Here is a 26243-nt window from a genome sequence, read left to right on the forward strand (position 1 = left end):
CCTAACATGTGAAGGTGGGGGAGGTAAGGAAATCCCCACTGAATGAAGTTTCACTTTATGAAATTGATGGTTTACTTGTTTTACCAGTAAAAACTTTCAAATCTATGACAAGTAAACTATCGATTACATACTAATCTATGATATAATTCTAATAACCTGATAACAAAGTTGAATTTCTATACAATTACGTTATCAGCGGTAAAAAGTGAAAATAAAAAGATTTAGTATGCTGACAAAGGAAGAAATGGAGATGAATAAAAACAATAAGAATATTGTTTCCATTGAGGACCGTATTCCAAAATTAAAAGAAGCCCGTAAGAAAAAAGCGAATCGGCGTTTAGTTTTTTATACGACAATCTTTTTCTTCCTAATCTCGATTATTGTTTATCTCCAATCACCATTAAGTGAGGTAAAACAAGTAACAGTTCATAATAACTCGTTTATACCAGATGAAGAGATTGTGGAAATCAGCGGTCTATCTGAGAAGCAAAACATTTGGGCAATTGATTTTGCAGCAATTGAGGAATCCTTGGAGAATAGTCCGATAATAGACAAGGTGACGGTGGACAGGAAACTGCCAAATACGGTTGCGATCACCGTACAGGAAAAAGAAATTATCGGTATCCTTGAAGATGAAGAAGGAATCTATTTTCCGGTGCTTGAAAGTGGGGAACTTCTGGAAACCATAGAGCATCAATCATTTACAGGCGAAGCTCCGTTATTAATCGGATTTACAGATAAAGAATATTTGGCTAAAGCTGCTAATGAATTGAATAAATTACCAAAAGATATTCTAGACTTAATTTCTGAGATGTACTGGCAACCAACAGAAGATAATAAGAACAATGTATTATTTTATATGAGCGATGGTTTTATCGTGCAAAGTTCGATCCGAGACTTTGCAGAAGGTATGACTACTTACCCTTCTGTCGTTTCCCAGCTTGACCCAGAAGTAAAAGGTGTTATACATATGGGTGTCGGGGTCTATTTTGAGGCTTTCGAAGCGGAGGATGATGAAGATGCCGCTAATGAAGAAGAGCCGATGGATGAGTCTGAAACGGAGGAATCTGAAGAATAAAGCGAATGAACCTTTAATAATCAGGTAAAAACGTCAAAAAACGAATGAATCACACGAAAAGTATAGAAGGTGACAAGATTATTTTCTTATTTTAAAGGAAATCATCTTTGTCATGTTGAATTAATAATTAACAAGACTTAGAAAAATACGAAACTTTAAGATAAAATGATCTGTTCATGTTCTTGAACGATTATGCTGAATGAGGGGGTGCCTTTTCTTGAATAATAGCGAAATTCTAGTAAGTTTAGATATTGGAACAACGAAAATCAAAGTTATTATTGGAGAAGTATTGAATGATTCATTAAATATAATTGGGGTTGGCACTGCCAAGTCCCTAGGTATGAAAAAAGGTGCGATTGTCGATATCGATCAGACGGTGCAATCTATTCGGAATGCGGTTGAGCAAGCGGAAAGAATGGTAGGCATGGAAATTAATCGTGTCGTAGTTGGAATTAACGGGAATCATATTTGGCTGCAGCCATGTCATGGTGTAGTTGCTGTCCAAAGCGAAGACAGAGAAATTACGGATGAAGATGTTACAAGAGTGTTAGACGGAGCACAGGTGGTTTCAATTCCTCCAGAAAGGGAAATTATCGATGTGGTTCCTGAACAGTTTATTGTAGATGGCTTGGATGGCATTACGGATCCACGCGGAATGATTGGTGTTCGTCTTGAGATGGAAGGGACACTAATCACCTGTTCGAAGACTGTCTTACATAATACATTGAAATGTGTAGAGCGGGCAGGGCTTGAGGTTTCAGATATCTGTCTCTCACCGCTCGCAGCAGGTGCTGTGGCATTATCTGATGACGAGAAAAATATGGGTGTCGCCCTTATTGATGTAGGTGGCGGTTGCACAACAGTATCCATCTATGAAAATGATTATCTCGTAGCGACAAGTACGATTGCGCTTGGCGGCGACAATATTACGAAAGATTTGTCCATTGGCCTTCGCACTTCAACAGAGGAAGCCGAAGATATTAAGCTTAACTATGGTTATGCTTATTACGATGAAGCGAACGAAGAAGAAACTTTTGAAGTGTCAATAATTGGCAGTGATAAGAGACAAACGTATAATCAGCTGCAGATTTCTGATATGATTGAAGCAAGAATGGAAGAAATATTTGAGTTTGCCGATCGTGAAATCAGACGGATGGGCTTCCATGAGTTACCGGGCGGATTTGTTTTAACCGGCGGAACAATGGCGATGCCAGGGGTTTTAGAGCTTGCTCAAAGCTTATTCTATTCAAATGTCCGCATTGCAATTCCGGATTACATAGGTGTAAGGGAACCGCTCTATACAACAGGTGTTGGTATATTGCAATTTGCATACCGTAATGCGAAAATCCAAGGGAAACAGTTATACCCAGCTGTTACCGAAGTGGAACACGAACCAAACGTAAAACGGAATCCGAAACAAGTAAAACCGAAAGAACCAAAAGAGAAAAAGAAAAAGAAAGAATCTGGAATTGCTAATCTGTTTAAATATTTCTTTGATTGATTCAAAGATTAAGATGAATCAGCTTTTTAAACATCTGTAATTTTGCATATTAGGAGGAACGAAGTATGTTGGAATTTGATACAAATATGGAGGAGTTAGCGAAAATAAAAGTTGTCGGTGCTGGTGGCGGCGGGAACAACGCAGTTAACCGCATGATTGAGCACGGAGTAGAAGGCGTGGAATTTATCGCTGTTAATACAGATGCTCAAGCTTTAAATTTATCCAAGGCAGAAGTTAAAGTTCAGATCGGAGCGAAACTAACTCGTGGTCTTGGAGCAGGTGCGAACCCGGAAGTTGGAAAAAAAGCAGCAGAGGAAAGTAAAGAACAATTAGAAGAAGTACTTTCAGGAGCTGATATGATTTTCGTAACTGCAGGAATGGGTGGGGGGACAGGTACAGGTGCTGCGCCGGTAATCGCGCAAATCGCGAAAGAGCTAGGCGCATTAACCGTTGGTGTTGTAACTCGTCCATTTTCCTTCGAAGGCAGGCGTCGAGCAAATCAGGCCATAGCCGGGATTGAAACATTAAAGAGTAATGTAGATACATTAATTGTAATTCCGAATGATCGTTTACTTGAAATAGTCGATAAAAATACGCCAATGCTGGAAGCGTTCCGTGAAGCAGATAATATTTTACGACAAGGGGTCCAAGGGATCTCTGACTTAATTGCGAAGCCGGGTCTGATTAACGTTGACTTTGCTGACGTTAAAACAATTATGTTTGACAAAGGGTCTGCACTAATGGGAATCGGAATTGCGACAGGAGAAACTAGAGCAACAGAAGCAGCGAAGAAAGCTATTTCTAGCCCGCTTCTTGAAACATCCGTTGATGGTGCTCACGGTATTCTAATGAATATCACCGGTGGAACGAGCTTGAGTCTGTATGAAGTGCAGGAAGCAGCTGATCTCGTAACGAATGCAGCCGATGAAGAAGTGAACGTAATATTCGGTTCAGTTATTAATGAGAATCTGAATGATGAGATCGTCGTTACTGTGATCGCAACAGGTTTTGATGAGAACGCCCAGAAGTCGAATAAACCGAAACGGGATACGCGACCATCGATTGCGGAAAGACAACAAGCAGCTACCCGCGAACCGGAAGAACAGCCGCAAAGGGAAATGAAACCAAATAATCCTCGCCCGAAAGTGGAGGAAGATGAACTGGATATCCCGACATTCTTAAGGAACCGTAATCGCAATCGTTAATGCAAACATTGAATCTGATTAAAAAAGCCGAGGCATAACTTACTAACAAGTTATGCCTCGGCTTTTTTCTGTTACTTATTTTTTCTATTGTCTCGTTCCGACAAACCCCGGAAGGTTTAGTGAAAAGAAGTTGTTTATCGCATACAAGAACTGACAGACTTTTCATAGTGGCTGGTCTATACTTCAATTTACATCAAGTATAAACCCATCACGAATCAAATCGGGAGAAAGGGAGAGTGTATTGGCAATCTATCTTGACGCGGTATGGCTACTTAACTTCCTGCTGGATTACATGCTGCTGTTACTGACAGACAAATTAGCAAAATTACATACGAGTCGTTACCGCTTGGCTTTTGGTGCATTTGTCGCCTCTTTGATAGTACCATTATCCATTTATTATCCGAACTCCTTTTTTACGAGTGTAATCGGCAAAGTCATTTTCTCCATCATTATTATTTTAAGCAGTTTTGGTTTTAAAACAATTTATCGGCTGGTGAAACTGGTCTCTTTATTTTACTTGATGAGTTTCGCTGTCGGCGGGGGATTGATTGCCCTCCACTTCCTTATCCAGCAACCAATCACCGTTTCTGAAACAGGGTTTGTCACGTATAACAAAGGGTTCGGTGATCCATTAAGCTGGTTGTTCATTGTTGTTTGCTTTCCGCTTGTTTGGATTTTTACGAAACAGCGTATGGACAAGCACGTACAAGATAAGATCCGTTATGATGCGACAATCCCAGTGACATTAAAAATCAACGGGGTGAGTCATTCCACGGAAAGTTTTATTGATAGCGGAAATCAGCTTGTCGACCCATTTACAAAAAAACCTGTCATCATATGTGACGAAACATTTTTATCTCCCTGGTTTGATAAGAAAGATTGGGAACAGCTTATGATTGCCCATGAAACATTGGATATGGATAAGATTCCAAAGCAATGGGTCGACCAATTACGGATTATTCCATATCAAGGGGTTGAAGGGGGGAACGGTTTTTTATTCACGATTATACCTGATGATATTACGATTTATTACGATAACAAAGAAATTTATACGACGGATTTTCTCGTCGGAATTCAATTTGGCAATTTAACCGGAGATGGAAGCTATCACTGTTTGTTACAGCCCGAACTGATCAAAACGGCTATTCACTATTCTGCATAATAGAAAGGGTAGATGGACATGTGGAAATTACGTTTGCGAATTTTATGGTATCGTTTATTATTTAAGCTGAAAATAAAATCAAGTGAAATTTATTATATCGGCGGTAAAGAAGCTTTACCTCCGCCCTTGAATAAAGAAGAGGAAGCGGAACTCTTGAAATTATTAACGAAAGGGGATCAATCGGCAAGAGCAGTATTGATTGAACGGAATTTACGCCTTGTCGTATATATTGCTCGTAAATTCGAGAATACTGGTATTAATATTGAGGATTTAATCAGCATCGGAACGATTGGACTCATTAAAGCAGTTAATACATTTAAACCGGAAAAGAAGATTAAATTGGCAACATATGCTTCCCGTTGTATTGAAAATGAAATTTTAATGTATTTGCGGCGTACAAACAAATTGAAATCAGAGATATCTTTTGACGAGCCCTTAAATATTGATTGGGATGGAAATGAATTATTGTTATCCGATGTACTCGGAACAGAGGAAGATATTATAACGAAGAACCTTGAGTCTACAGTTGATAAAAATTTATTACGGGATGCATTGTCCCAGCTTAACAAACGGGAACAGCAAATCATGATGCTGCGCTTTGGTCTTCAAGGCCAAGAAGAAAAAACCCAGAAAGATGTAGCCGATATGTTAGGCATTTCGCAATCATATATTTCTAGATTGGAGAAGAAGATTATTCGTAGACTTCAAAAAGAATTTAATAAAATGATGTAACCACATAGCTTACTTGACTTTGCTATGATTTCCCAATTTCTTACTTTTATCAGCCTGCATAAAAATCCTTTTAGAGGGAGATACTGACCTTGAACAGCATCGACATCTGGGAGGGTTGAACAGAAATGGCTAGACATAAAGTAGAGATTTGTGGTGTGGATACATCGAAACTACCTGTACTAACAAATGAAGAAATGAAAAAGTTGTTCATAAGGCTTCAGGAAAAGGATGATCTCTCGGCGCGGGAAGAGTTAGTAAATGGAAATTTACGACTTGTATTGAGCGTCATTCAGCGCTTTAATAACCGCGGAGAATATGTTGATGATTTATTTCAAGTCGGTTGTATTGGACTAATGAAATCGATTGATAACTTTGACTTAGGTCATAATGTGCGCTTCTCCACTTATGCGGTACCGATGATTATCGGTGAAATCCGTCGTTATCTCAGAGATAATAATCCAATCCGTGTATCCCGTTCACTCCGGGATATCGCTTATAAGTCCCTGCAAGCGAGGGAACTCTTGATGAGTAAAACTTCAAGAGAACCGACACATAAAGAGATTGCCGAAGAAACGGGAATCCCTGAAGAAGACATTGTATTTGCCCTTGATGCAATTCAAGAACCAGTCTCCTTGTTTGAACCGATTTATAATGATGGGGGTGACCCGATTTATGTTGTCGATCAAATTAGTGATGAGAAAGACAAGGCGACTAACTGGGATGATAAAATATCGCTCAAGGAAGGTATCGTACAATTAAATGAACGGGAAAAGATGATTGTTAACAAACGATTTTTCCAAGGAAAGACGCAAATGGAAGTCGCTGAAGAAATCGGAATCTCACAAGCGCAAGTATCAAGATTAGAGAAAGCGGCTATTAAGCAAATGAATAAACGAATGTTTGAATAGTACTTATAGATCATAGGCTTCCCTAAGAATAAAAAGCAGGTTCCCCTGCTTTTTTCTTTTGTCTTAAAATGAGATGCATCCGGCATATAGTATAATAAGAGGGGTGAAATTTTATGATACGGTTATCTGAACTGCAAATGAAGGAAGTTATTTCCGTTGTGGACGGAAGAAGATTAGGTTTTATTATTGATTTGGAAATTGATGTACGGACAGGTAAAATTATTGCACTCATTCTTGCAGACCGCGATACAAAGGGTGGTTTCTTTGGAAAGGCTGAGGAGGTTCAAGTACTATGGAAGCAAATTTTACGAATCGGAACAGACGTTATTCTAGTGAAAGAGTCCGCCGATCAGCGGAAATTAATGCTCCCATAAAAAAAGAAGTACATCTTTAAGTGTTATCTATTAGACAAAATATGATAAAATGAAGCAAAGTAGAGGGGGCGTGCTTGGAGATGGAACCTTTTATTATTAAAGAAAAGCAATTATTACGCTTAATTAACTGGAAAGGGTTATCACCGTCACTCGTTGGCGGGATTACTACAAAAAATGGTGGTGTCAGTCAAGGAGATTTCTTAAGCTTTAATTGTGGTCTCCATGTTCAAGATGTTACAGAAGATGTATTAGAGAATCGGAGCACTCTTGCGGCATTAACCGGTTTTCCCTTGGAAAGCTGGGTTGTCAGCGAGCAAGTTCACGGAAATAAGGTACAACTTGTAACTGCCTCGGATAAAGGTAAAGGAGCGGCATCAACAGCCTCCGCGCTAAAGAATACAGATGGCATTCTGACTAAAGAAAAAGGTCTCTTACTCACTGCTTTTTATGCAGATTGTATCCCCTTGTTCTTCTATGATCCGGAAGCAGAAATAATTGGGATCGCCCATGCGGGTTGGAAAGGTACCGTAAAGGAAATAGCAAAAGAAATGGTTACACAATTTGAGAAAAATGGCTCTATACGGGAGAATATTCTTGTGACGATTGGACCTGGCATCTCACCGGAACATTATGAGGTGGATGAATATGTCGCATCCCAAATTGCTACAGATGTTCGTGAGAAGGTGCTTACTGATAAAGGTGGCGGGCGCTATTCATTGGACCTGAAAGAGTTGAATAGGGAAATCCTTTTACATTGTGGCATATTAAGGCATAATATAGATATAACAAATTATTGTACGTATCGGGAGCATGATCTATTTTTCTCTCATCGACGCGACCAGGGACGAACCGGTCGAATGCTCGGATTTATTGGCATGTTGGAATAATGTTATGAAGGAGATTGTTATGAAAAATGGTTGTAGCAACGAATCTTGAGGAGATTACAAATCATATTGCAGAAGCTTGTGAGCGCAGCAATCGAAAAAAGGAAGATATTTCATTAATTGCCGTAACGAAATATGTTACAATTGAACGAAATAAAGAATTAGTTGCAGCAGGAATTAAAGATTTTGGGGAAAATCGAACGGAAGGATTTTTAGAAAAATATGAAGCAGTTGGGGAAGGCGCGAATTGGCATTTCATTGGTACGCTGCAGTCAAGGAAAGTAAAGGATATCATTGACAAAGTCGATATGATCCATTCACTCGACAGGATATCACTCGCTAAAGAAATAAATAAGCGCGCAACAGAGCCAATCGATTGCTTCATACAAGTTAATGTAAGTGAAGAAGAGACGAAGCACGGTCTCAAAGTAGAAGAAGTAGAAGATTTTATTAAAGAAATTGAAAAATATGACAAGGTTAGAGTTGTCGGCTTGATGACGATGGCCCCGCACGTGGAAGATAAAGAACTAATTCGCCGTGTCTTCCGCGAACTAGCAACTTTACGTGATACAATAAGAGATAAAAAATATACTCATGCGCCGTGCCATTATTTATCCATGGGAATGAGTAATGACTATGAGATTGCAATTGAAGAAGGAGCAACCCACATTCGGATCGGTTCGAAGCTAGTCGGTGAATAAACCTACCCGTTAAGAAGAGGTGAGAAAATGAGTTTTAAAAATAAGATTAAAAACTACTTTACAATGGACGATGAGTATGAATACGAGTATATTGAAGAGGACAACTTGCCGGATAAAGTAACGCCTAAGCAAAAGTCTCAGAATGTCGTGAATCTGCAAAGTGTACAGCAGCCTGCTCAGAGAGTTGTCCTCTGTGAGCCAAGATCCTATAATGAGGCACAAGAAATAGCTGATAATATCGTCAATAAGCGGTCCGTTGTAATCAATTTGCAAAGAGTGGAAAGCCACCAGGCAAAACGGATTGTGGACTTCTTAAGCGGTACTGTTTATGCCTTAAACGGTGACATACAGAAGCTTGGCGCAGAGACATTCCTCTGTACCCCTGAAAGTGTTGACGTAACAGGATCGATTTCTGAGTCCTATTTGTATGAAGACGAATTATAAAAAGAAAGGTAGTTTTTGATGAATCAACTCTTAAGTCTCTTTAGTTTTGCAATCTATATCTATTCTTGGATATTGATTATCTATATTTTAATGTCTTGGTTTCCGGGAGCACGGGAATCTTCATTTGGAGAATTAATTGGAAGAATCGCAGAACCATACTTAGAAATATTCAGACGCTTCATTCCGCCGTTAGGGATGATTGATGTTTCCCCGATTGTAGCGATCATCGTTCTGCGTTTCGCGGGAATGGGATTAGAAACATTCTTCCGGATGTTCTTCTAAAGTAATGAAATTAAAGGAAGTATGAAATGGATATTTATCAGCATTTTCGTAATGAGGAAGCCCCGTTCATTGACCAGGTCCTTTCCTGGAAAGAGCAAGTAGAACGGAGTTATATTCCGAAGCTCACTGATTTCTTAGATCCGCGTGAGCAGCAAATTGTTGAAACAATTATCGGTACGGGGAATGAAGAACTGCAAATCGAAGCGTTCGGGGGTTCCCCGCATACAGAAAGAAAAAGAATGATTATTGCACCATTCTATGAAGAAATAACCGAGGAGAGTTTTCAATTAACACTTCTCGAGGCAACCTATCAGGAAAAATTTGTCACACTGACACACCGAGATGCGATGGGTGCCTTTCTATCTTCTGGTGTGAAGCGTGAAAAGCTTGGGGATATCTTTGTTGCAGATGGAACGATTCAAATTATCGTTGCGGCTGAAATTAGTCCTTATATTGTGATGAATCTTACATCGGTGAAACATGCGAAGATCAAACTGGCGGAAAAAGAACTGGCAAGTGTCCGCATCCCTCGTCCGAATTGGGTCGAGTCTAATAAGACGGTATCTTCACTCCGATTGGATACTGTGCTAAAAGAAATTTACCGTATGTCACGGAAGGATGCCCAACAAGCGATAGACCGGCAATTAGTTAAAGTGAATCATAAAGTAGTTCAAGATACAAAATATCCCCTTGGAGCGGGTGATTTATTGTCTTTTCGAGGTAAGGGACGAAGCAAAGTTGTTCAGATCGAAGGACAGACAAGAAAAGAGAAATGGCGGATTACTACTGCGACATTGGAATAAAAAAATATCTGTTTATGCAGGATTTTTTTATTTTATGTCGAATTATAAAAGAGAGTCATATTAAAATAAATGAATAGGATTTCTTATACTTAGGGAGGTGGCCTTTGTGCCGTTAACACCGTTAGATATTCATAATAAAGAGTTTTCAAGTAAGTTCCGTGGTTATGATGAAGATGAGGTCAATGAATTCCTTGATCAAGTCGTGAAAGACTACGAAATGGTCATAAGGGAAAAGAAGAATTTAGAAGAGAAAGTTGAACTGCTTGAAGAAAAGTTAGGTCATTTCACAAATATTGAAGAGACCTTAAATAGATCAATCCTTGTTGCACAGGAAACTGCTGAGGAAGTGAAAGGCAACGCAACAAAAGAATCTAAGTTAATCATTAAAGAAGCTGAAAAGAATGCAGATCGCATCATTAACGAAGCATTAAGCAAATCAAGACGAATTGCAATGGATGTGGAGGAATTGAAGAAACAAGCGAAAGTATTCCGCACCCGCCTGAAAGCAATTGTCGAAGCACAGCTTGATATGATTGAAACGAACGATTGGGACGAGCTTTTCGAAGCTGAAATTGGTGATGAGGATGAATTATTAAAAAATAACGCATAGTAGGCTTGACGACAAAGGATTTTTTACATATAATTCATACAAGTAAACATTATGTGATAGATACAGTGACGGAGACAGTATAAAAGTATATGTCTGGTAAGCGAGTCAGGGAAAGGTGGAAGCCTGATACAGATAGCTTTTAGAACATCACTCCTGATGTATCCACTATGAAATGATAGTAATAGTGGACGGCTCATCACCGTTAAGAGATTCTTGAGTGAATTTAAATATGTCATTTAAATTTATAAGGGTGGTACCGCGAGTCTTCTCGTCCCTTTTGGGATAGAGAGGACTTTTTTGTTACCACTCAACTTTCATACTAAAAAACAATTGCTTTCATTCAGCGTAAGTGATACTGCTCGTTCTCGTGGCTAGATTTCTAATCGCCGTTCAGTTGCCCGGTGGACGGATGCTTTCCGCGGGCACAGCCGAAGCCTCGACGCACAGGACGTGCTAATGCAGACGTTGCCACAGGACGTGGCGAACTTAGTCTGCCTCGGGCTACCGCCCTGCGGGGTCTCCGGACTCGTGCTATTCCCGCAGGAGTCACCGTCCACCGGGCAACTGAACTGGTAGAGAGGGTTATTATTAACGGAAACTATCCCACTATGATGAGAGTTCTATTCCTTAAATGAAAAATAGTGTTCCAAATTCGGCCTTCCCTGGGAGCAGTCCAGACACCTCGAGACTCCTGCGGGAGGATAGGCATAGGTGAGACCCCGCAGGGCGACAGCCCGAGGAGGCTCACCAGCCGCCCGCGGAAAGCGAGAGGTGTCCCCGGAAAGAGAGTTGCGCACTTACGCTGAATGAAGGAGTAGTTGGTTGTTTCAGACGATGAAAGTTGAGTTATGATGATTTGTTTATAAATTATGCCGAAACGAATTTGAAGGAGGAAATGCATGATGGATTATAAAGAAACCTTAATGATGCCGAAAACAAAGTTCCCAATGCGTGGAAACTTACCAAATAAAGAACCCGTACGCCGTGAACAATGGGAAGAAGATAATATCTATGAAAAAGTGCAGGAACGTACGAAAGGTCGCCCATTATTTATTCTTCATGATGGACCACCATATGCGAATGGAGATTTGCATATCGGGCATGCCTTGAACAAAATTTTAAAAGACTTCATCATTCGTTATAAGTCGATGACCGGTTACCACGCACCATATATTCCTGGTTGGGATACGCACGGATTACCGATTGAAACGGCACTCACAAAGAAAAAGAAGATTAATCGAAAGGAAATCCCTGTACCGGAATTCCGTAAACTCTGTGAAGAGTATGCATTAGAGCAAATTGACAATCAACGGACGCAGTTTAAATCATTAGGTGTCCGCGGTGACTGGGATAATCCTTATATCACACTCACAAAAGACTTTGAAGCTGCACAAATTAAAGTATTCGGTGAAATGGCGAAAAAAGGCTACATTTATAAAGGATTAAAGCCAGTTAATTGGTCTCCTTCGTCTGAGTCAGCACTTGCTGAAGCGGAAATTGAATACTATGACAAACGCTCCCCATCCATTTATGTTACGTTCGAAGTAAAAGATGGAAAAGATGTGTTAACTGAAGGAGAAAAAATTGTTATCTGGACAACAACACCATGGACACTTCCAGCTAACCTTGGAATCAGTGTTCACCCGGACCTCGAATATGTCGTAGCAGAAGTCGAGAACGAAAAATATGTAGTTGCTGAATCATTGCTTGAGACGGTGGCTGAAGAGCTAGGGTGGAGCAATCCACAGGTTGTTAAACAGTTTAAAGGACAAGAAATTGATAAAGTTGTCGCAAGCCACCCATTCTATGACCGTGATTCACTTGTCATGCTTGGGGACCATGTAACGACAGAAGCTGGTACTGGTTGTGTCCATACTGCACCAGGACACGGGGAAGATGATTTCTATGTAGCTCAGAGTTATGGACTTGACGCACTTTCTCCAATTGATGACCGTGGAGTATTTACAGACGAAGCACCAGGTTTTGAAGGAATGTTCTATGATAAAGCGAATAAAGCAATAACAGAGAAGTTAGAGGAAGTCGGTGCATTATTAAAACTTACCTTCATTACGCATTCCTATCCTCATGACTGGCGGACAAAGAAACCGACTATTTTCCGTGCAACACCACAATGGTTTGCATCGATTAAAGATTTCCGTCAAGATATTCTTGAAGAAATTAAAAATGTCGAATGGTTCCCGAAATGGGGAGAAACCCGCCTGTATAACATGGTAAGAGACCGTGAAGACTGGGTCATTTCAAGACAACGAACTTGGGGCGTACCAATTCCAGTTTTTTACGCGGAGGATAATACACCAATCATTACAGAAGAAACGATTAGTCATGTATCTGAACTATTTAGAGAGCATGGTTCTAATATCTGGTTTGAAAAAGAAGCGAAAGATCTATTGCCGGAAGGATTTACTTCTCCGCATAGTCCAAATGGAGAGTTTACGAAAGAAACCGACATTATGGACGTATGGTTTGACTCCGGTTCAACCCATGAAGGAGTATTAATGAATCGTAAAGATCACCGCCGCCCAGCTGATATTTATTTAGAAGGTAGTGACCAGTATCGTGGTTGGTTCAACTCATCCATCTCTACAGCAGTTGCTGTAACAGGTAAAGCACCTTATAAATCAATTGTCAGTCACGGATTTGTCCTTGATGGAGATGGCAGGAAAATGAGTAAATCATTAGGAAACGTCATCGTTCCAGGTAAAGTATTGAAACAATTAGGTGCAGACATTTTGCGTCTTTGGGTTGCATCAGTCGATTACCAGGCTGACGTTAGAATTTCTGATGATATTCTAAAACAAACCTCAGAAGCATACCGGAAGATTAGAAATACATTCCGCTTCATGTTGGCAAACTTAGCTGATTTTGACCCTGCAACGGATCAGGTACCTGAGTCAGAGATGGAAGAAATTGATCTATTCATGCTTAATCGTTTGCAGGAAGTATTGGCTGATGCACGTAATTCTTACGAGGTTTATGAATACTCGCCAATCTTCCACGAAGTTCATAACTTCTGTTCCGTAGATTTAAGTTCCTTCTACTTGGACTTTGCGAAAGATATTCTCTATATCGAGAAACCGGACGATAGACGCAGACGTAGTATCCAAACAGCATTTTATGAAATCTTGACAACACTTGTTAAGCTGCTTACACCTATTATTCCGCATACAGCTGAAGAAGTATGGGAATACATTCCGGGGGTCGAAGAGAAGTATGTCCAATTGACAGATATCCCGGAACCAAGAGAAATAAAAGGATTAGACAAAGCGAAATGGGATCAATTCATGAACGTACGCGATGATGTATTGAAAGCATTAGAAGAAGCCAGAAATGACAAATTGATCGGTAAACCATTAGAAGCTAAAGTAACATTGGTTCCCCGCGATGAAGAAACGAAGAAAGTATTGGAATCAATGGAATATCTCCATCAATACTTAATTGTTTCAGAGGCAGTAATTAAAGGTGAAGAACCAAAAGCGAAAGAATACCGCTATGTAAACGTACTTGTCGAGGTACATCCTGGTGAAAAATGTGAACGTTGCTGGGTATCATCCGAAACAGTCGGAGAGGACCAAGATCATCCAACCCTTTGTACCCGCTGTGCATCTGTTGTTAAGGAATATTACGAAGCTTAATAACAAGGCTGCTCTTTCTACTTGAAGGAGCAGTCTTTTCATTTGATAACTCATGTTTATCACGCATTAACGGTCTGTAATACCCCACTTCTAAACAGGAGGAAAGCCCAACATGTGAAGGTGGGGGCTATACAGTCCGTAAATACCTGATTCTGTTCAACTAACATTCAATAGGGGGAAGGATCCCCCACTGAATGAAGTTTCACTTTACGAATAAACCAAGAACACTCGTGATTTCAGGCATGAGAGGTTCAGTCTTGTGTTTCATATCTGTACAGTATAAGATAAATAAAGGAAAAAAATTAATCGAAGCATTTTTCGGAGGTTGCTGCATGCTGACATATTATCTCATCGCCTTAGCAATTATTGCACTGGATCAAATTACGAAATGGCTGGTTATTATTAATATGGAACTTGGAGAAAGCATTCCTATCATTGATGGATTCTTTCATTTAACTTCACACCGTAATAGTGGAGCAGCCTGGGGGATTTTACAAGGACAAATGATTTTCTTTTATATCATTACTCTCGTATTTATTGCCGCAGCCGTTTACTATATGCATAAATATGCCCGTGGTAATAAACTGCTCGGAATCTCCTTAGGAATAATTATTGGAGGAGCAATTGGTAACTTTATCGATCGATTGTTCAGGCATGAAGTAGTGGATTTTGCTGATTTTACTATTTTTAATTATAATTTTCCCATCTTTAATGTTGCGGACTCGGCACTGACAATCGGTGTAATCCTAATTATTATTGTAACAATTATTGAGGAACGAAATGAAAAAAGGAAGGAAAAGGAAAAAGCATGAGTTTTCAAACCCATACTGTAACACCGGAACAAAATCAAGTAAGGATAGATAAGCTGTTATCTGGAGTAAATCCCGACCGCTCCCGGTCCCAAATTCAGACATGGATTGCGGAGGGCTACGTGGAGGTGAATGAAAGACAAGTTAAAGCAAATTATAAATGCGAAGAAGGGGACGTCATTGAGTGGCAAATTCCGGAAGTGAAAGCTCTTGAAATTACAGCGGAAAATATTCCACTTGATATTATGTATGAGGACAGTGACTTGCTTGTCGTGAATAAACCGAGAGGAATGGTCGTACACCCGTCAGCTGGACATGGCTCGGGAACTTTAGTGAATGCACTCCTTTATCACTGTAACGATCTTTCAGGTATTAATGGTGTAGAACGACCAGGGATTGTCCACCGGATAGATAAGGATACGAGCGGATTGTTAGTTGTTGCGAAACACGATCAAGCACATATCGGCTTATCAGAGCAATTTGCAAACCGGGAAGTGGAAAGGAAGTATATTGCGCTTGTTCATGGAGAAATCCCTCATGAAACAGGGATAATTGACGCTCCCATCGGAAGAGATCCGAAGAATAGACAACGGATGGCTGTCGTTGATAATGGCAAGTCAGCTGTTACCAATTTTCATGTACTGAAACATTTCCCTGATTATTCATTTATTGAATGTAAGCTGGAGACTGGAAGAACGCACCAAATCCGTGTGCATATGAGATATATCGGTTATCCGCTTGTTGGAGATCCATTATATGGTCCTAGAAAGACGATTGATTTGGGTGGTCAAGCGCTCCATGCCAAAAAGGTTAGTTTCACCCATCCGATCACAGGAAAATGGTTGGAATTCGAATCAGCCATTCCGACCTATTTCAATGATGCGTTAAAAATAATTGAGAAAATGTATTGACATATGAATCAAAGTTTGAAATAATGTATAAAAATAAGAAGACCTTTAATCATAGTCCCGTGAGGCTAAAAAGGATCGGTAAAAATGCTGTCATTTTATGAATCCCTTTTTCCTCGTGTGAAAAAGGGATTATTTATATGGAGAACATAGGAGGAAACCAAGCGAATGAAGAAGAAAGCAACCGTTCTTGATGCCCCAGCAATGAACCGGGCGCTAACGCGGATGGCTCATGAAATACTTGAAAAAAATAAAGGAGCAGATGACCTGATCCTTGTCGGAATCAAAACGCGTGGGGTACCACTTGCAAAACGTCTCCAGCAAAAAATTAAACAAATTGAAAATATTACCGTTCCAACGGGTGAACTGGACATTACACTATACCGTGACGACCTGGAAAAGGTGACGAGTAATGATGAACCCGAACTGAAATCTTCTAGTATCAATGTAGATGTTAGTGGGAAACTTGTTGTCCTAGTAGATGATGTGCTGTATACCGGACGAACGGTTCGTGCAGCAATGGATGCAGTGATTGACCTTGGGAGACCATCCCAGATTCAGCTCGGTGTGTTGATAGACCGGGGACATCGCGAATTACCGATTCGTGCAGATTATGTAGGAAAGAACATACCTACATCAGAGAAGGAAATTATTGTCGTTCAGTTAGATGAAGTAGATGAAGATGACCATGTTTCCATTTATGAAAAATGAATAACGAAACAACTTTTAACTAAATCCAGAGAGATTTAAAAGGTTGCGATTTTACATGTCTGATACACGGGACATGTCTATCTTCTTGCAGCCTTATTGCAAGAAGATTTTTTTATGCCAACTTAAGCTATTCGAAAAGATGGAGGGAGAAAGATGAGACATTTTATTTCAGTAGACCAACTGACAACCGAGGAGATTTATTCCATTTTACAGGATGCAGAGAAACTTCGAAACAACGATTACAAACTGGAACGGCAACTATTTGCGGCTAATCTGTTCTTTGAACCGAGCACAAGAACGAAAATGAGTTTCGTTGTAGCGGAGAGAAAATTAGGGATAGAAAATCTGGATTTCCACTCGCAAAACTCATCAGTATTGAAAGGGGAATCCCTCTATGATACGGCAAAGACCTTTGAAGCAATCGGAGCCGACTTCTTAGTTGTCCGCCATGAAGAAGACGATTGGTATAAAGAATTGGAAGCAAAAATGTCGATTCCGTTAATTAATGGTGGAGCAGGGACGAAAGAGCATCCGACTCAAACGATGCTTGATTTACTAACGATTTATCAAGAATTTAAAACATTTGAAGGCTTGAAAATCGCGATCGCAGGAGATGTCAAGCATAGCAGAGTAGCAAGGTCAAATGCTGTTTGTTTACAGAAACTTGGGGCGGAGGTATATTTAAGTGCGGCACAGGGGATGGAAAGAGATGTATTAGAATTTCCTTATCTTCCAATTGATGAAGCGGTTGAAGTGTGTGATGTTGTCATGCTTTTACGGATTCAGCATGAGCGCCACGAACATTCGGTGAATACGTATGACTATTTAGAGCAATACGGATTAACAAAAGAGAGGGAAAGCAGAATGAAAGATAACGCAATCATTATGCATCCGGCTCCGATTAACCGCGGCGTGGAGATTGATACGGAACTCGTGGAATGTGAACGGTCACGAATCTTTAAACAGATGAACAACGGAGTTTACGTAAGAATGGCAATCATCATCAATGTATTGAATGAATGGGGGATTTTAAGTGAAAAAGCTACTGAAAAATATCAAACTGCTATCTGAGACAGGTGAAATGATCCAAAAAGAAATATTAATAGAGGATAATAAGATATCGGAAATTGCCGATAAAGTAAATGTCAGTGCGGAAGAAGTAATCGATGGACAAGGAAAACTCGCCTTACCAGGTTTCATTGATGTCCACATTCATTTAAGAGAACCTGGCGGAGAACATAAGGAGACGATTCAAACGGGGACAATGGCAGCTGCTAGAGGAGGCTTTACGACAGTTGCTGCCATGCCGAATACAAATCCCGTCCCAGACAATCGTGAAAAAATAGATAATTTACTAGCAAAGATTGAAGAGGATGCAATTATACGTGTCCTTCCATATGCTTCTATTACAAAAGGACTCGAAGGAAAAGAACTTACAGATTTAGAAAGTCTCGGGAAAGCTTTTGCCTACACGGATGATGGGGTCGGTGTCCAGACTGCTGACCTCATGCTGCAAGCAATGAAGCGGGCCGCAAAGCTTGGTAAAGCGATTGTCGCTCACTGTGAGGATAATTCGATTGTCTATAATGGAGTTGTTCATGACGGGGAAGTGAGTGAACGCCTTAATTTGCCAGGTCTACCCGGAATCAGTGAATCTGTGCAGATTGCAAGGGACGTCCTGTTAGCTGAAGCAGCAGGCTGTCATTATCATGTATGCCATGTCAGTACGAAAGAATCTGTTCGAGTTATTCGGGATGCGAAGCGGGCGGGGATTAACGTAACAGCTGAAGTGACACCACATCATTTAATACTAAATGAACAAGATATTTTATCAAACGACGCTAACTTTAAGATGAATCCACCATTACGGGCAAAAGAAGACCAGGAAGCATTACTTGAAGGGTTACTTGATGGTACGATTGATCTAATTGCGACTGACCATGCACCTCATGCTGAAGATGAGAAAGCCCTTGGTTTCTTACAAGCACCATTTGGGATTACTGGACTCGAAACAGCATTCCCACTACTTTACACCCATTTAGTAAAGACAGGAAAATTAAGCTTGAAGCTGCTTGTCGACTATCTGACGGTTAAGCCGGCGGAAGTTTTTGGACTGCCATATGGTCGGCTTGAGGTTGCTGAGTTTGCAGATATCACTCTAATCGATTTAACCGAAGAATGGACGATTGATAAACATACGTTTTATTCCAAGGGGAAAAATACACCATTTAACGGTTGGACCGTATTTGGAAAACCGGTACTCACAATCGCAGGTGGGAAAGTTGTATACGAAGACGAATCCGTCTTCCTTCAGCTATGAACAATACAGAAAATGAGGGCTGGAAAAATATGCGTAAAGTCAAAATGAAACTTTTAGAAATACGAGAAATTGCCAAAGATACGATTGAAATGAAGCTTACGGATAATTATATAACGGAAGTGGCAAAACCAGGTCAATTTATCTCGATCGCCTTACCAAACCATACGTTGCCCCGACCGATTTCCATTGCAAATATTGATCGGAACAAGCAGGAATTAACTCTATTATTTAAAATTATGGGAAAAGGAACAGATGAACTTGCTGGATTTATCCCTGGAGCAGAAATTGACTGTTTCGGTCCGAATGGTAATAGTTTTCCTCTAAGGTCAGGAGAAATGACTAAAGTGTTATTAATTGGCGGGGGAATTGGTGTGCCGCCATTATACTATCTTGGTAAACAATTAAAGAAGCAAGGAGGAATTAAGATTGTTTCCATTCTTGGCTTTCAATCCAGTGAATATGTTTTCTATGAAAAGGAATTCGCAAGTTTAGGAGAGACGTTTATTGTAACGGATGACGGCTCTTATGGAATGAAAGGATTTGTGACAGATGCAGTGACTGGCGTTCCTAGTTTCAATGCTTATTATGCATGTGGGCCGACGGGCATGCTACGAGCGTTAACTACACAATTGCATAATAAAACGGGCTATATTTCTTTGGAGGAACGAATGGGTTGCACAATCGGTGCGTGTGCAGCTTGTGTTATACCAACAACAGAAGGTGGCTACAAGAAAATCTGCCATGATGGGCCAGTCTTTGCAGCTGAGGAGGTCATTTTATGATTGATTTACAAGTCGAATTGCCCGGCTTAAAATTAAAAAATCCTCTTATGCCTGCTTCGGGCTGCTTCGGGTTTGGCAGAGAGTATAGTAAATTTTATGACCTAAGCCTACTCGGTGCTGTCATGATGAAAGCTGCTACAGGGGAGGAGCGCCCAGGAAATTCAACACCAAGGGTTGCAGAAACGAGTAGTGGGATGCTTAATGCAATTGGTTTACAGAATCCTGGAGTAGCTAAGATTATTAAAGAAGAAGTACCATTTCTAGCAAATTATGATACAGCTGTCATAGCAAATGTTGCCGGTAGCACGGTTGAAGAATATGAAGAAGTTGCAACTAAATTTAATCAAACCTCAGATGTACATGCACTGGAACTAAACATTTCCTGCCCGAATGTGAAAGAAGGCGGGATTCAATTTGGAACAGACCCCGAAATGGCAAAGCATGTTACAGAAAAGGTAAAGCAAGCAAGTAATAAACCTGTTTATGTGAAGCTTTCCCCGAATGTGTCTAATATTGTTGCGATGGCAAAAGCGGTGGAAGAAGCTGGTGCAGATGGACTGACGATGATTAATACCTTAACAGGCATGCAGCTGCATCTCCCGTCAAGGCGTCCACTTATTGCAAATAAAACAGGCGGCCTTTCTGGTCCGGCAATAAAGCCGATTGCAATCCGGATGATTTATGAGGTAAGACAAGCAACAAACATTCCGATTATCGGTATGGGGGGAATTCAAACGGTAGAAGATGTACTTGAATTCCTGCTCGCTGGAGCAAATGCAGTTGCAGTCGGAACAGCAAATTTTCAAAATCCACTTATCCTTCCAGAACTTATTTCAGAGTTGCCGGAAGTACTGCGGAAATATGGTTTCAGCTCGGTTAAAGAAGCGGTTGGAAAGGCGGTTATTGAATGACGAACTCAATTTATCTAGCATTAGATTTTCCAGATTGGGAGGAAACGGAACAATTCCTTACCCGTTATAATTTGCAAGGTGTGCCGGTAAAAGTCGGGATGGAGCTTTTTTACAGGGAAGGAATCGCGATGATTGAAAAATTGAAGGCGAATAATCATTCGATTTTCCTTGATTTAAAACTCCATGATATCCCGACAACGGTTCAACGGGCAATGAAGAATTTAGCGAAGTTGGATGTGGATATCGTCAATGTACATGCCCTTGGTGGTTCAGAAATGATCAAACGCGCGAAAGAGGGATTGCTTGCAGGTGGCGCTAGTCAAACGAAACTGCTTGCAGTCACAATACTTACGTCGATGAATGAGCGAGCCATGCAGGAGGAACTAGGGCTTCAACTTGCATTGGATGAGCAGGTCGAGAAGCTAGCGAGCCTTTCTAAAGCAAGTGGGGCTGACGGTGTTGTTTGTTCCGTTCACGAGGCAGAAGGAATTAAGCGATTATGTGGGGATGACTTTTTAACGGTAACGCCAGGAATCCGTTTAAAGACATCTGAACGAGATGATCAAGAAAGGGTCGCAACTCCTTCTGAGGCAAGACGATTAGGAGCCGACTACCTTGTGATGGGAAGAAGCATCACTAGAGCCGCTAATCCGAAAGCAGCTTATCATAAAGCGATAAAGGAGACTGTTATACATGGTAATTGAAAAAGAACTTGTCCAAGACTTACTGGATATTCGCGCAGTACAAATTAATGTGAAGGATTATTTCACTTGGACTTCTGGTGTGAAATCACCGATTTATTGTGACAATCGACTAATTATGTCATACCCGGAAATTCGCAAAAAAGTTACAGATGGATTTATCGCCCGACTAGAAGCAAATAATTGGAGGCCAGACGTAATCGCTGGTTGTGCTACAGCAGGGATTCCGCACGCAGCATGGTTAAGCACTGCGCTTGACTTGCCGCTTGTTTATGTACGTTCCAAACCGAAAGCCCACGGGAAAGGAAATCAAATTGAAGGAATCATCGAGCCCGGTCAGCGTGTCGTTGTCATAGAAGACCTTATTTCGACAGGTGGATCCGCGATTCAAGCTGCACAAGCTCTCACTGCTGCTGGAGCAGATGTTACCGGTGTGTTGGCTATTTTTTCTTACGGATTAGAAAAAGCCTCGTCTAACTTCAAAGCAGCTAATTTCATTCACGAAACCGTAACGAATTTTGATGAACTACTAGAAGCATTAACGGTTAGTGGAAATTTAAGTAAAGAAGAAATGCATGAATTATTAAACTGGCGAGATACATTAAACTAACACCGAGTGAAGGGAAATCCTTTCATTCGGTTTTTTTATTACTCCGCAGTCTGGAACAGTAATTATTCATATTGTAACCAGTAAAAACGATGATCCATCAAGCTAATAATATTAATTTTATCAACTTGATACGTTTTTCCAATAACTCATTCTTAACGACTTATTCCTATATTCAGCGTAAAAGCTTGGACTCGCTCCTTTATTTCAATGCTCTAACCGCCGTTCAGTTACCCGGCGGATAGATGTTGTTTTCCCATTAAATTAAGATGACCGCACTGATGGGAAGATAACTCCGGGTTATTTTCCGATTAAAGTAAGATGAACGCACTGATGGGAGAATAACCCCATGTTATTTTCCGATTAAAGTAACATGTACGTGCTAATGGGAGAATAATCTGAAATAGTGAGCCAAATATGGCCGTTCCTCGGAGCAGTCCAGACACCTCGAGACTCTGCAGAAGGCCGTCTAAGAACGGTCACGTCCTGTGACCAACGCCGGCATTAGAACTTCCTGTTCGTCAAAAGGCATAGGTGAGACTCCGCAGTACGCAAAGCTTACGAGGAGTAACCCGGCTGCCCGCGGAAAGCGAGAGGTGTCAGGACTGCGGACCTCCAGATGAAAACTTCACTTACGCTGAATGAAGGCGATTGTCAGATCATTTTAACAAACTTTTATTTAACTAGTGATGTCTAAGTAGTTACTTCAAGACCGTGGGCTGATAGGAGTAATTTTCTTTTGCTATTTTACGAGAATTAAATTGTAAATTCATTAAATTGTCAGTTTCCACCTGTTCCGATTTACTGAATCTTATCCGTGATTCCTTTATAATAGATGTATCCAAATCAAATAAGGGTGTTAACATGAAAATAACGGACTATGAACTATTGATCAAACTAAATGAAATTGGTACGATTCGTGGCACTGCAAAAGTTGTGCTTATTTCACAACCGGCCGTTACCCAGCGCTTAAAATATATTGAAGAATATTTCGGAGTACAAATATTTTTAAGAACATCCAAACGTTTAAAACTTACTCCAGCAGGTGAAATTATTTTAGAGCACGCAAAAGAGGTAATCGACAGAGAAGAATATATATTAAATAAACTTGCAAAGTCTAGTAAAGAAGTACATGGAACACTGTCAATCGCCTGTTCATCACTAATTAGTCAACGCTTTCTACCAAAGATTTTAGGAGCATACACAAATCAGTTTCCAAAAGTTGCTATCGATCTTGTAACAGGTATTAGTGAAGATATTCGACTTGATCATAAAAATTACGATGTCTGCATTATCCGAGGCGATAAATTAAAGGAAAGCACTTGTATACGTCTATTTGCCGACCCTCTTTATATTTTTGACACTGAACCATTTCCAGAAGATGGTGTGAAGGAAAGGCCATTGATTTCATTTAAAAGTGATGATAGTATGCATGAATTAGTTGATAACTGGCTCTACTATCAGCAAGCATCGATTAAACCGCTGAAGACGATGACGGTAGATCAGATTGAAACGTGTAAGCAATTCATGAAGCAGGGAATAGGTATGGCGGTTCTGCCCAAGAGTGTTTCGGATTCTATGATGGAAGAATATCCGCATCTTCCTCTCATGTTGGATGGAAAAAGCGTTACTCGTGATACATGGGTTTGTTATCAGGAAGATTCAAGACAACTGCCACAAGTGAATCATTTTATTGAAGCATTGACTGCTACTATATTTCTATAATGTTTTATCTTTCTATAAATGTGGAAGATATATACTATATTTGAAAAGGAGTGGTAGTTAATGAGTGATGTACTCTTCACTTCAAGTGCAACAGCTAAAAATGGACGGGAAGGCCATGTGAAGTCTTCGGATGGCATATTAGACCTTGAACTTGTTAATCCCTTGCAGGATAAGAATGGGAAAGGATCGAATCCAGAGCAATTATTTGCGGCTGGATATTCCGCTTGTTTTGACGGGGCATTGAACCTCATTGCCTCTAAAAAAGATAAACGGATTGATTCGGAAACGACTGCTGAGGTTAGTTTTATGAAGGACGAAAGTGATGGTGGCAATAAAATAGGCGTGACGTTGAAAGTTAAAATCAGCGGTGTCAGCCCCGAAGATGCCGAGGAACTAGTTCAAGCGGCACATCAAGCTTGTCCTTATTCCAAAGCAACAAGAGGGAACGTTGACGTCAAACTAGTTCCACAAGCAGTAGAATAACTAATACACATAGAAAAGGATTATTCCCATTCCGAGGAATAATCCTTTTCTGTGTCTGATTACCTAGATTTACATATAGACTAGAACGTTCTACTGGAAGTCCGCAAGTTAGAGTCTCAATGTATTGGATCCTAGGATACACTCTAATTTGATTTCCATTCATAGCGAATCAATTGGAGTAGTATAAATGTATCAGTGTCGAAAAATTACTTTTTCTGTCGATGTTGTTCTACGAATTTGGCGGAGGGGGTGACGAATAGGGTTTTTTGGTTGTCGTAGGTGACATAGCCTGGTTTCGCCCCGTTTGGCTTTTTCACATGACGAATCAACGTGTAATCAACTGGAACCGAAGAGGAATTTTGTGACTTACTGAAATAAGCTGCAAGTTTCGCCGCCTCGAGTAACGTTTCCTCACTGGGGTCTGTATGCCGAACAACAACATGCGAGCCCGGTATATCCTTCGTATGCAGCCAAATCTCATCGCGACGTGCGAGCCTCATCGTTAAATACTCATTTTGTTTATTATTCTTACCGACAAGAATTTCCGTTCCATCAGAAGCGATAAATGTTTCCGGTACCGGTTTTTGAACCTTGTTCTTCCGGCTTTTTGTCCGTTGTTTTCTTAAATACCCTTCATCCCTAAGTTCTTCTCTAATTTCCTCAATATCCTCTTCCCCAGCCACATCAATCTGTTGTAGCAGCCGATCAAAGTAATCAATTTCTTCTTCCGTTTTTTTAATTTCTGTCTGAACAATTTTCCTTGAATTCTTTAGCTTTTGGTAATTCTTAAAGAAGCGCTGGGCATTTTCACTAGGTGAAAGTTGCGGATTAAGTTCGATTTCCACTTCATTCTGTTCTGGATCATAATAATCGATTACATTTACAGCCGTGTCTCCTGGCTTTACAAGATGTAGATGAGCGGTCAGCAGTTCACCGTATTTTTGGTAATCATCCGCTTTTTCAGCTTTTTTCAATGTTTGGTAATGTTTTTTTAACTTCCGTTCGTTTTTATTTATTTCATTACGGATGAAGCGGGAAAGATCTTTCGCTTGTTGCTTCACTCTATCTCTTTCGGCTTTTCCGGAATAGAAATTGTCTAGCATCTCACTTACCGTATCGAAATTTTGTTTTGTTAGTTTGTCTGTTGTAATTTCTATAACATGGTAATCTTCACGATCATTTACATAGATTGCCGGTTGAAAGTTATTTGCAATAACGTCGTGGTTTATTTCTTCAAACTTTTCCTTATAAACGGACATATCACCAAGTTTAGCCCTTCTTACAATTTCTTTCGTGATAAAAGGCGAGTAGCCTGTAAGATGCTGGACAAGTTGTCTGTCTATTTTACCAGCATTGAAATCTATCCGTTTAATCAGATCCTCACCATCAATTTCTAATGGATTCAACTTATCTTGCTCAGGCGGCTTAACATAGTCATGTCCTGGGAGAATGGTCCTATGGCGGTTCTGTGCCATGGAAATATGTTTCATACTGTCAATAATTTTCCCCGTCTCTTCATTCACGAGAATGATATTACTATGTCTTCCCATCAGCTCAACAATTAACTGTTTCTCACTTTGGTCACCGATTTCATTTCTTGTAGTAAAAGAAAAAGTTATGACGCGTTCCAAACGATCTTGCTCAATCGAATTTATCGTTGCGCCACCAAGGTGCTTTCTAAGCACCATACAAAACATCGGCGGCTCTTTCGGATTGATGTAGCTGTCCTTTGTTATATGGATCCGCGCATACGTTGGATGTATGGAAAAGAGTAGGCTTTGGTTAACTCCTTGACTACGAATCGTAAAAATAAGTTCTTGGGCTGTCGGTTGGTAGATCTTTGAAATTTTCCCCGGTAGTAGTAGATCTTGTAATTCATTTGTTACTGCTCGTGTAACAATACCGTCAAATGGCATATCAATCACCTCATTGTAAATTATAGCATTAAT

General features: G+C 40.3%; 26 protein-coding genes and 1 other annotated feature. Of the genes, 25 read left to right on the plus strand and 1 reads right to left on the minus strand.

The features are described 5' to 3' along the window. Positions 1–250 precede the first annotated feature (250 nt). The 25 genes from SPD53_RS02815 to SPD53_RS02935 all read left to right on the plus strand — a co-directional run bounded on the left by SPD53_RS02815 (position 251) and on the right by SPD53_RS02935 (position 24294). Positions 251–1078, plus strand: a complete 828-nt coding sequence (locus SPD53_RS02815) for a cell division protein FtsQ/DivIB (protein ID WP_336251616.1) — start codon at positions 251–253, stop codon at positions 1076–1078. A gap of 217 nt (positions 1079–1295) precedes the next feature. Beyond that, the gene (gene ftsA / locus SPD53_RS02820; RefSeq protein WP_156855532.1) at positions 1296–2579 is read left to right on the plus strand and encodes a cell division protein FtsA; all 1284 of its coding nucleotides are present in this window, start codon (positions 1296–1298) and stop codon (positions 2577–2579) included. Between the two features lie 65 nt (positions 2580–2644). After that, positions 2645–3784, plus strand: a complete 1140-nt coding sequence (gene ftsZ, locus SPD53_RS02825; protein WP_156855531.1) for a cell division protein FtsZ — start codon at positions 2645–2647, stop codon at positions 3782–3784. Between the two features lie 241 nt (positions 3785–4025). Beyond that, the gene (gene spoIIGA / locus SPD53_RS02830) at positions 4026–4946 is read left to right on the plus strand and encodes a sigma-E processing peptidase SpoIIGA (RefSeq protein ID WP_336251617.1); all 921 of its coding nucleotides are present in this window, start codon (positions 4026–4028) and stop codon (positions 4944–4946) included. 12 nt (positions 4947–4958) lie between these two features. Further along, entirely contained in the window at positions 4959–5678 is a 720-nt protein-coding gene (gene sigE / locus SPD53_RS02835) for an RNA polymerase sporulation sigma factor SigE (protein WP_156855529.1), read from the plus strand. A gap of 125 nt (positions 5679–5803) precedes the next feature. Then, positions 5804–6586 (plus strand): RNA polymerase sporulation sigma factor SigG, encoded by a 783-nt coding sequence (sigG, locus tag SPD53_RS02840; protein WP_156855528.1) that lies wholly within the window; start codon positions 5804–5806, stop codon positions 6584–6586. Positions 6587–6699: 113 nt separating this feature from the next. Further along, a complete protein-coding gene (locus tag SPD53_RS02845) occupies positions 6700–6960 on the plus strand; it encodes a YlmC/YmxH family sporulation protein (protein WP_156855527.1) in 261 nt (86 codons plus the stop codon). Between the two features lie 80 nt (positions 6961–7040). Beyond that, positions 7041–7847, plus strand: a complete 807-nt coding sequence (gene pgeF / locus SPD53_RS02850) for a peptidoglycan editing factor PgeF (RefSeq protein ID WP_336251618.1) — start codon at positions 7041–7043, stop codon at positions 7845–7847. Between the two features lie 26 nt (positions 7848–7873). Further along, a complete protein-coding gene (locus SPD53_RS02855; RefSeq protein WP_156855526.1) occupies positions 7874–8545 on the plus strand; it encodes a YggS family pyridoxal phosphate-dependent enzyme in 672 nt (223 codons plus the stop codon). A gap of 27 nt (positions 8546–8572) precedes the next feature. Next, on the plus strand, positions 8573–8989 hold the full coding sequence (locus SPD53_RS02860; protein WP_156855525.1) for a cell division protein SepF: 417 nt from the start codon (positions 8573–8575) through the stop codon (positions 8987–8989). Between the two features lie 18 nt (positions 8990–9007). Then, on the plus strand, positions 9008–9271 hold the full coding sequence (locus SPD53_RS02865; protein WP_156855524.1) for a YggT family protein: 264 nt from the start codon (positions 9008–9010) through the stop codon (positions 9269–9271). Positions 9272–9297: 26 nt separating this feature from the next. Further along, on the plus strand, positions 9298–10074 hold the full coding sequence (locus SPD53_RS02870; protein ID WP_156855523.1) for a YlmH family RNA-binding protein: 777 nt from the start codon (positions 9298–9300) through the stop codon (positions 10072–10074). Between the two features lie 106 nt (positions 10075–10180). Further along, positions 10181–10684: a DivIVA domain-containing protein gene (locus SPD53_RS02875; RefSeq protein WP_188855659.1), complete on the plus strand. Its 504-nt coding sequence runs from the start codon at positions 10181–10183 to the stop codon at positions 10682–10684. 56 nt (positions 10685–10740) lie between these two features. Continuing rightward, positions 10741–10963: a binding site (T-box leader), on the plus strand. 623 nt (positions 10964–11586) lie between these two features. Then, positions 11587–14337, plus strand: a complete 2751-nt coding sequence (gene ileS, locus SPD53_RS02880; protein WP_336251681.1) for an isoleucine--tRNA ligase — start codon at positions 11587–11589, stop codon at positions 14335–14337. A gap of 332 nt (positions 14338–14669) precedes the next feature. Further along, positions 14670–15149, plus strand: a complete 480-nt coding sequence (gene lspA, locus SPD53_RS02885) for a signal peptidase II (protein WP_336251619.1) — start codon at positions 14670–14672, stop codon at positions 15147–15149. Beyond that, positions 15146–16057, plus strand: coding sequence for an RluA family pseudouridine synthase (locus SPD53_RS02890; protein WP_336251620.1), 912 nt, complete (start codon positions 15146–15148; stop codon positions 16055–16057). The genes lspA and SPD53_RS02890 overlap by 4 nt, the downstream gene beginning before the upstream one ends. A gap of 165 nt (positions 16058–16222) precedes the next feature. Continuing rightward, a complete protein-coding gene (pyrR, locus tag SPD53_RS02895; RefSeq protein ID WP_336251621.1) occupies positions 16223–16765 on the plus strand; it encodes a bifunctional pyr operon transcriptional regulator/uracil phosphoribosyltransferase PyrR in 543 nt (180 codons plus the stop codon). 153 nt (positions 16766–16918) lie between these two features. Beyond that, positions 16919–17836 carry an aspartate carbamoyltransferase catalytic subunit gene (locus SPD53_RS02900; protein ID WP_336251622.1) on the plus strand — a complete coding sequence of 306 codons (918 nt, stop codon included), beginning with the start codon at positions 16919–16921 and terminating at the stop codon, positions 17834–17836. Then, complete coding sequence (locus tag SPD53_RS02905) at positions 17799–19085, plus strand: dihydroorotase (protein ID WP_336251623.1); 1287 nt, start codon at positions 17799–17801, stop codon at positions 19083–19085. The genes SPD53_RS02900 and SPD53_RS02905 overlap by 38 nt, the downstream gene beginning before the upstream one ends. A gap of 29 nt (positions 19086–19114) precedes the next feature. Further along, positions 19115–19867 (plus strand): iron-sulfur cluster-binding protein, encoded by a 753-nt coding sequence (locus SPD53_RS02910; protein WP_156855555.1) that lies wholly within the window; start codon positions 19115–19117, stop codon positions 19865–19867. Continuing rightward, entirely contained in the window at positions 19867–20778 is a 912-nt protein-coding gene (locus SPD53_RS02915) for a dihydroorotate dehydrogenase (protein WP_336251682.1), read from the plus strand. Before SPD53_RS02910 ends, SPD53_RS02915 begins: the two co-directional genes overlap by 1 nt. After that, positions 20775–21482 carry an orotidine-5'-phosphate decarboxylase gene (gene pyrF, locus SPD53_RS02920; protein WP_156855517.1) on the plus strand — a complete coding sequence of 236 codons (708 nt, stop codon included), beginning with the start codon at positions 20775–20777 and terminating at the stop codon, positions 21480–21482. Before SPD53_RS02915 ends, pyrF begins: the two co-directional genes overlap by 4 nt. Continuing rightward, positions 21472–22089 carry an orotate phosphoribosyltransferase gene (pyrE, locus tag SPD53_RS02925; protein WP_156855516.1) on the plus strand — a complete coding sequence of 206 codons (618 nt, stop codon included), beginning with the start codon at positions 21472–21474 and terminating at the stop codon, positions 22087–22089. The genes pyrF and pyrE overlap by 11 nt, the downstream gene beginning before the upstream one ends. 861 nt (positions 22090–22950) lie before the next feature. Then, a complete protein-coding gene (locus SPD53_RS02930; protein WP_156855515.1) occupies positions 22951–23811 on the plus strand; it encodes a LysR family transcriptional regulator in 861 nt (286 codons plus the stop codon). A 60-nt stretch (positions 23812–23871) separates the two neighbouring features. Then, positions 23872–24294: an organic hydroperoxide resistance protein gene (locus tag SPD53_RS02935; protein WP_156855514.1), complete on the plus strand. Its 423-nt coding sequence runs from the start codon at positions 23872–23874 to the stop codon at positions 24292–24294. A 206-nt stretch (positions 24295–24500) separates the two neighbouring features. Here SPD53_RS02935 and SPD53_RS02940 read toward each other — a convergent pair whose 3' ends face one another. Then, positions 24501–26210, minus strand: coding sequence for an Rqc2 family fibronectin-binding protein (locus SPD53_RS02940; protein ID WP_156855513.1), 1710 nt, complete (start codon positions 26208–26210; stop codon positions 24501–24503). Positions 26211–26243 lie beyond the last annotated feature (33 nt).

Origin of the sequence: Oceanobacillus sp. MO10714A (assembly GCF_037072045.1) — a bacterium.
Taxonomy (GTDB): Bacteria; Bacillota; Bacilli; order Bacillales; family Amphibacillaceae; genus Oceanobacillus; species Oceanobacillus indicireducens.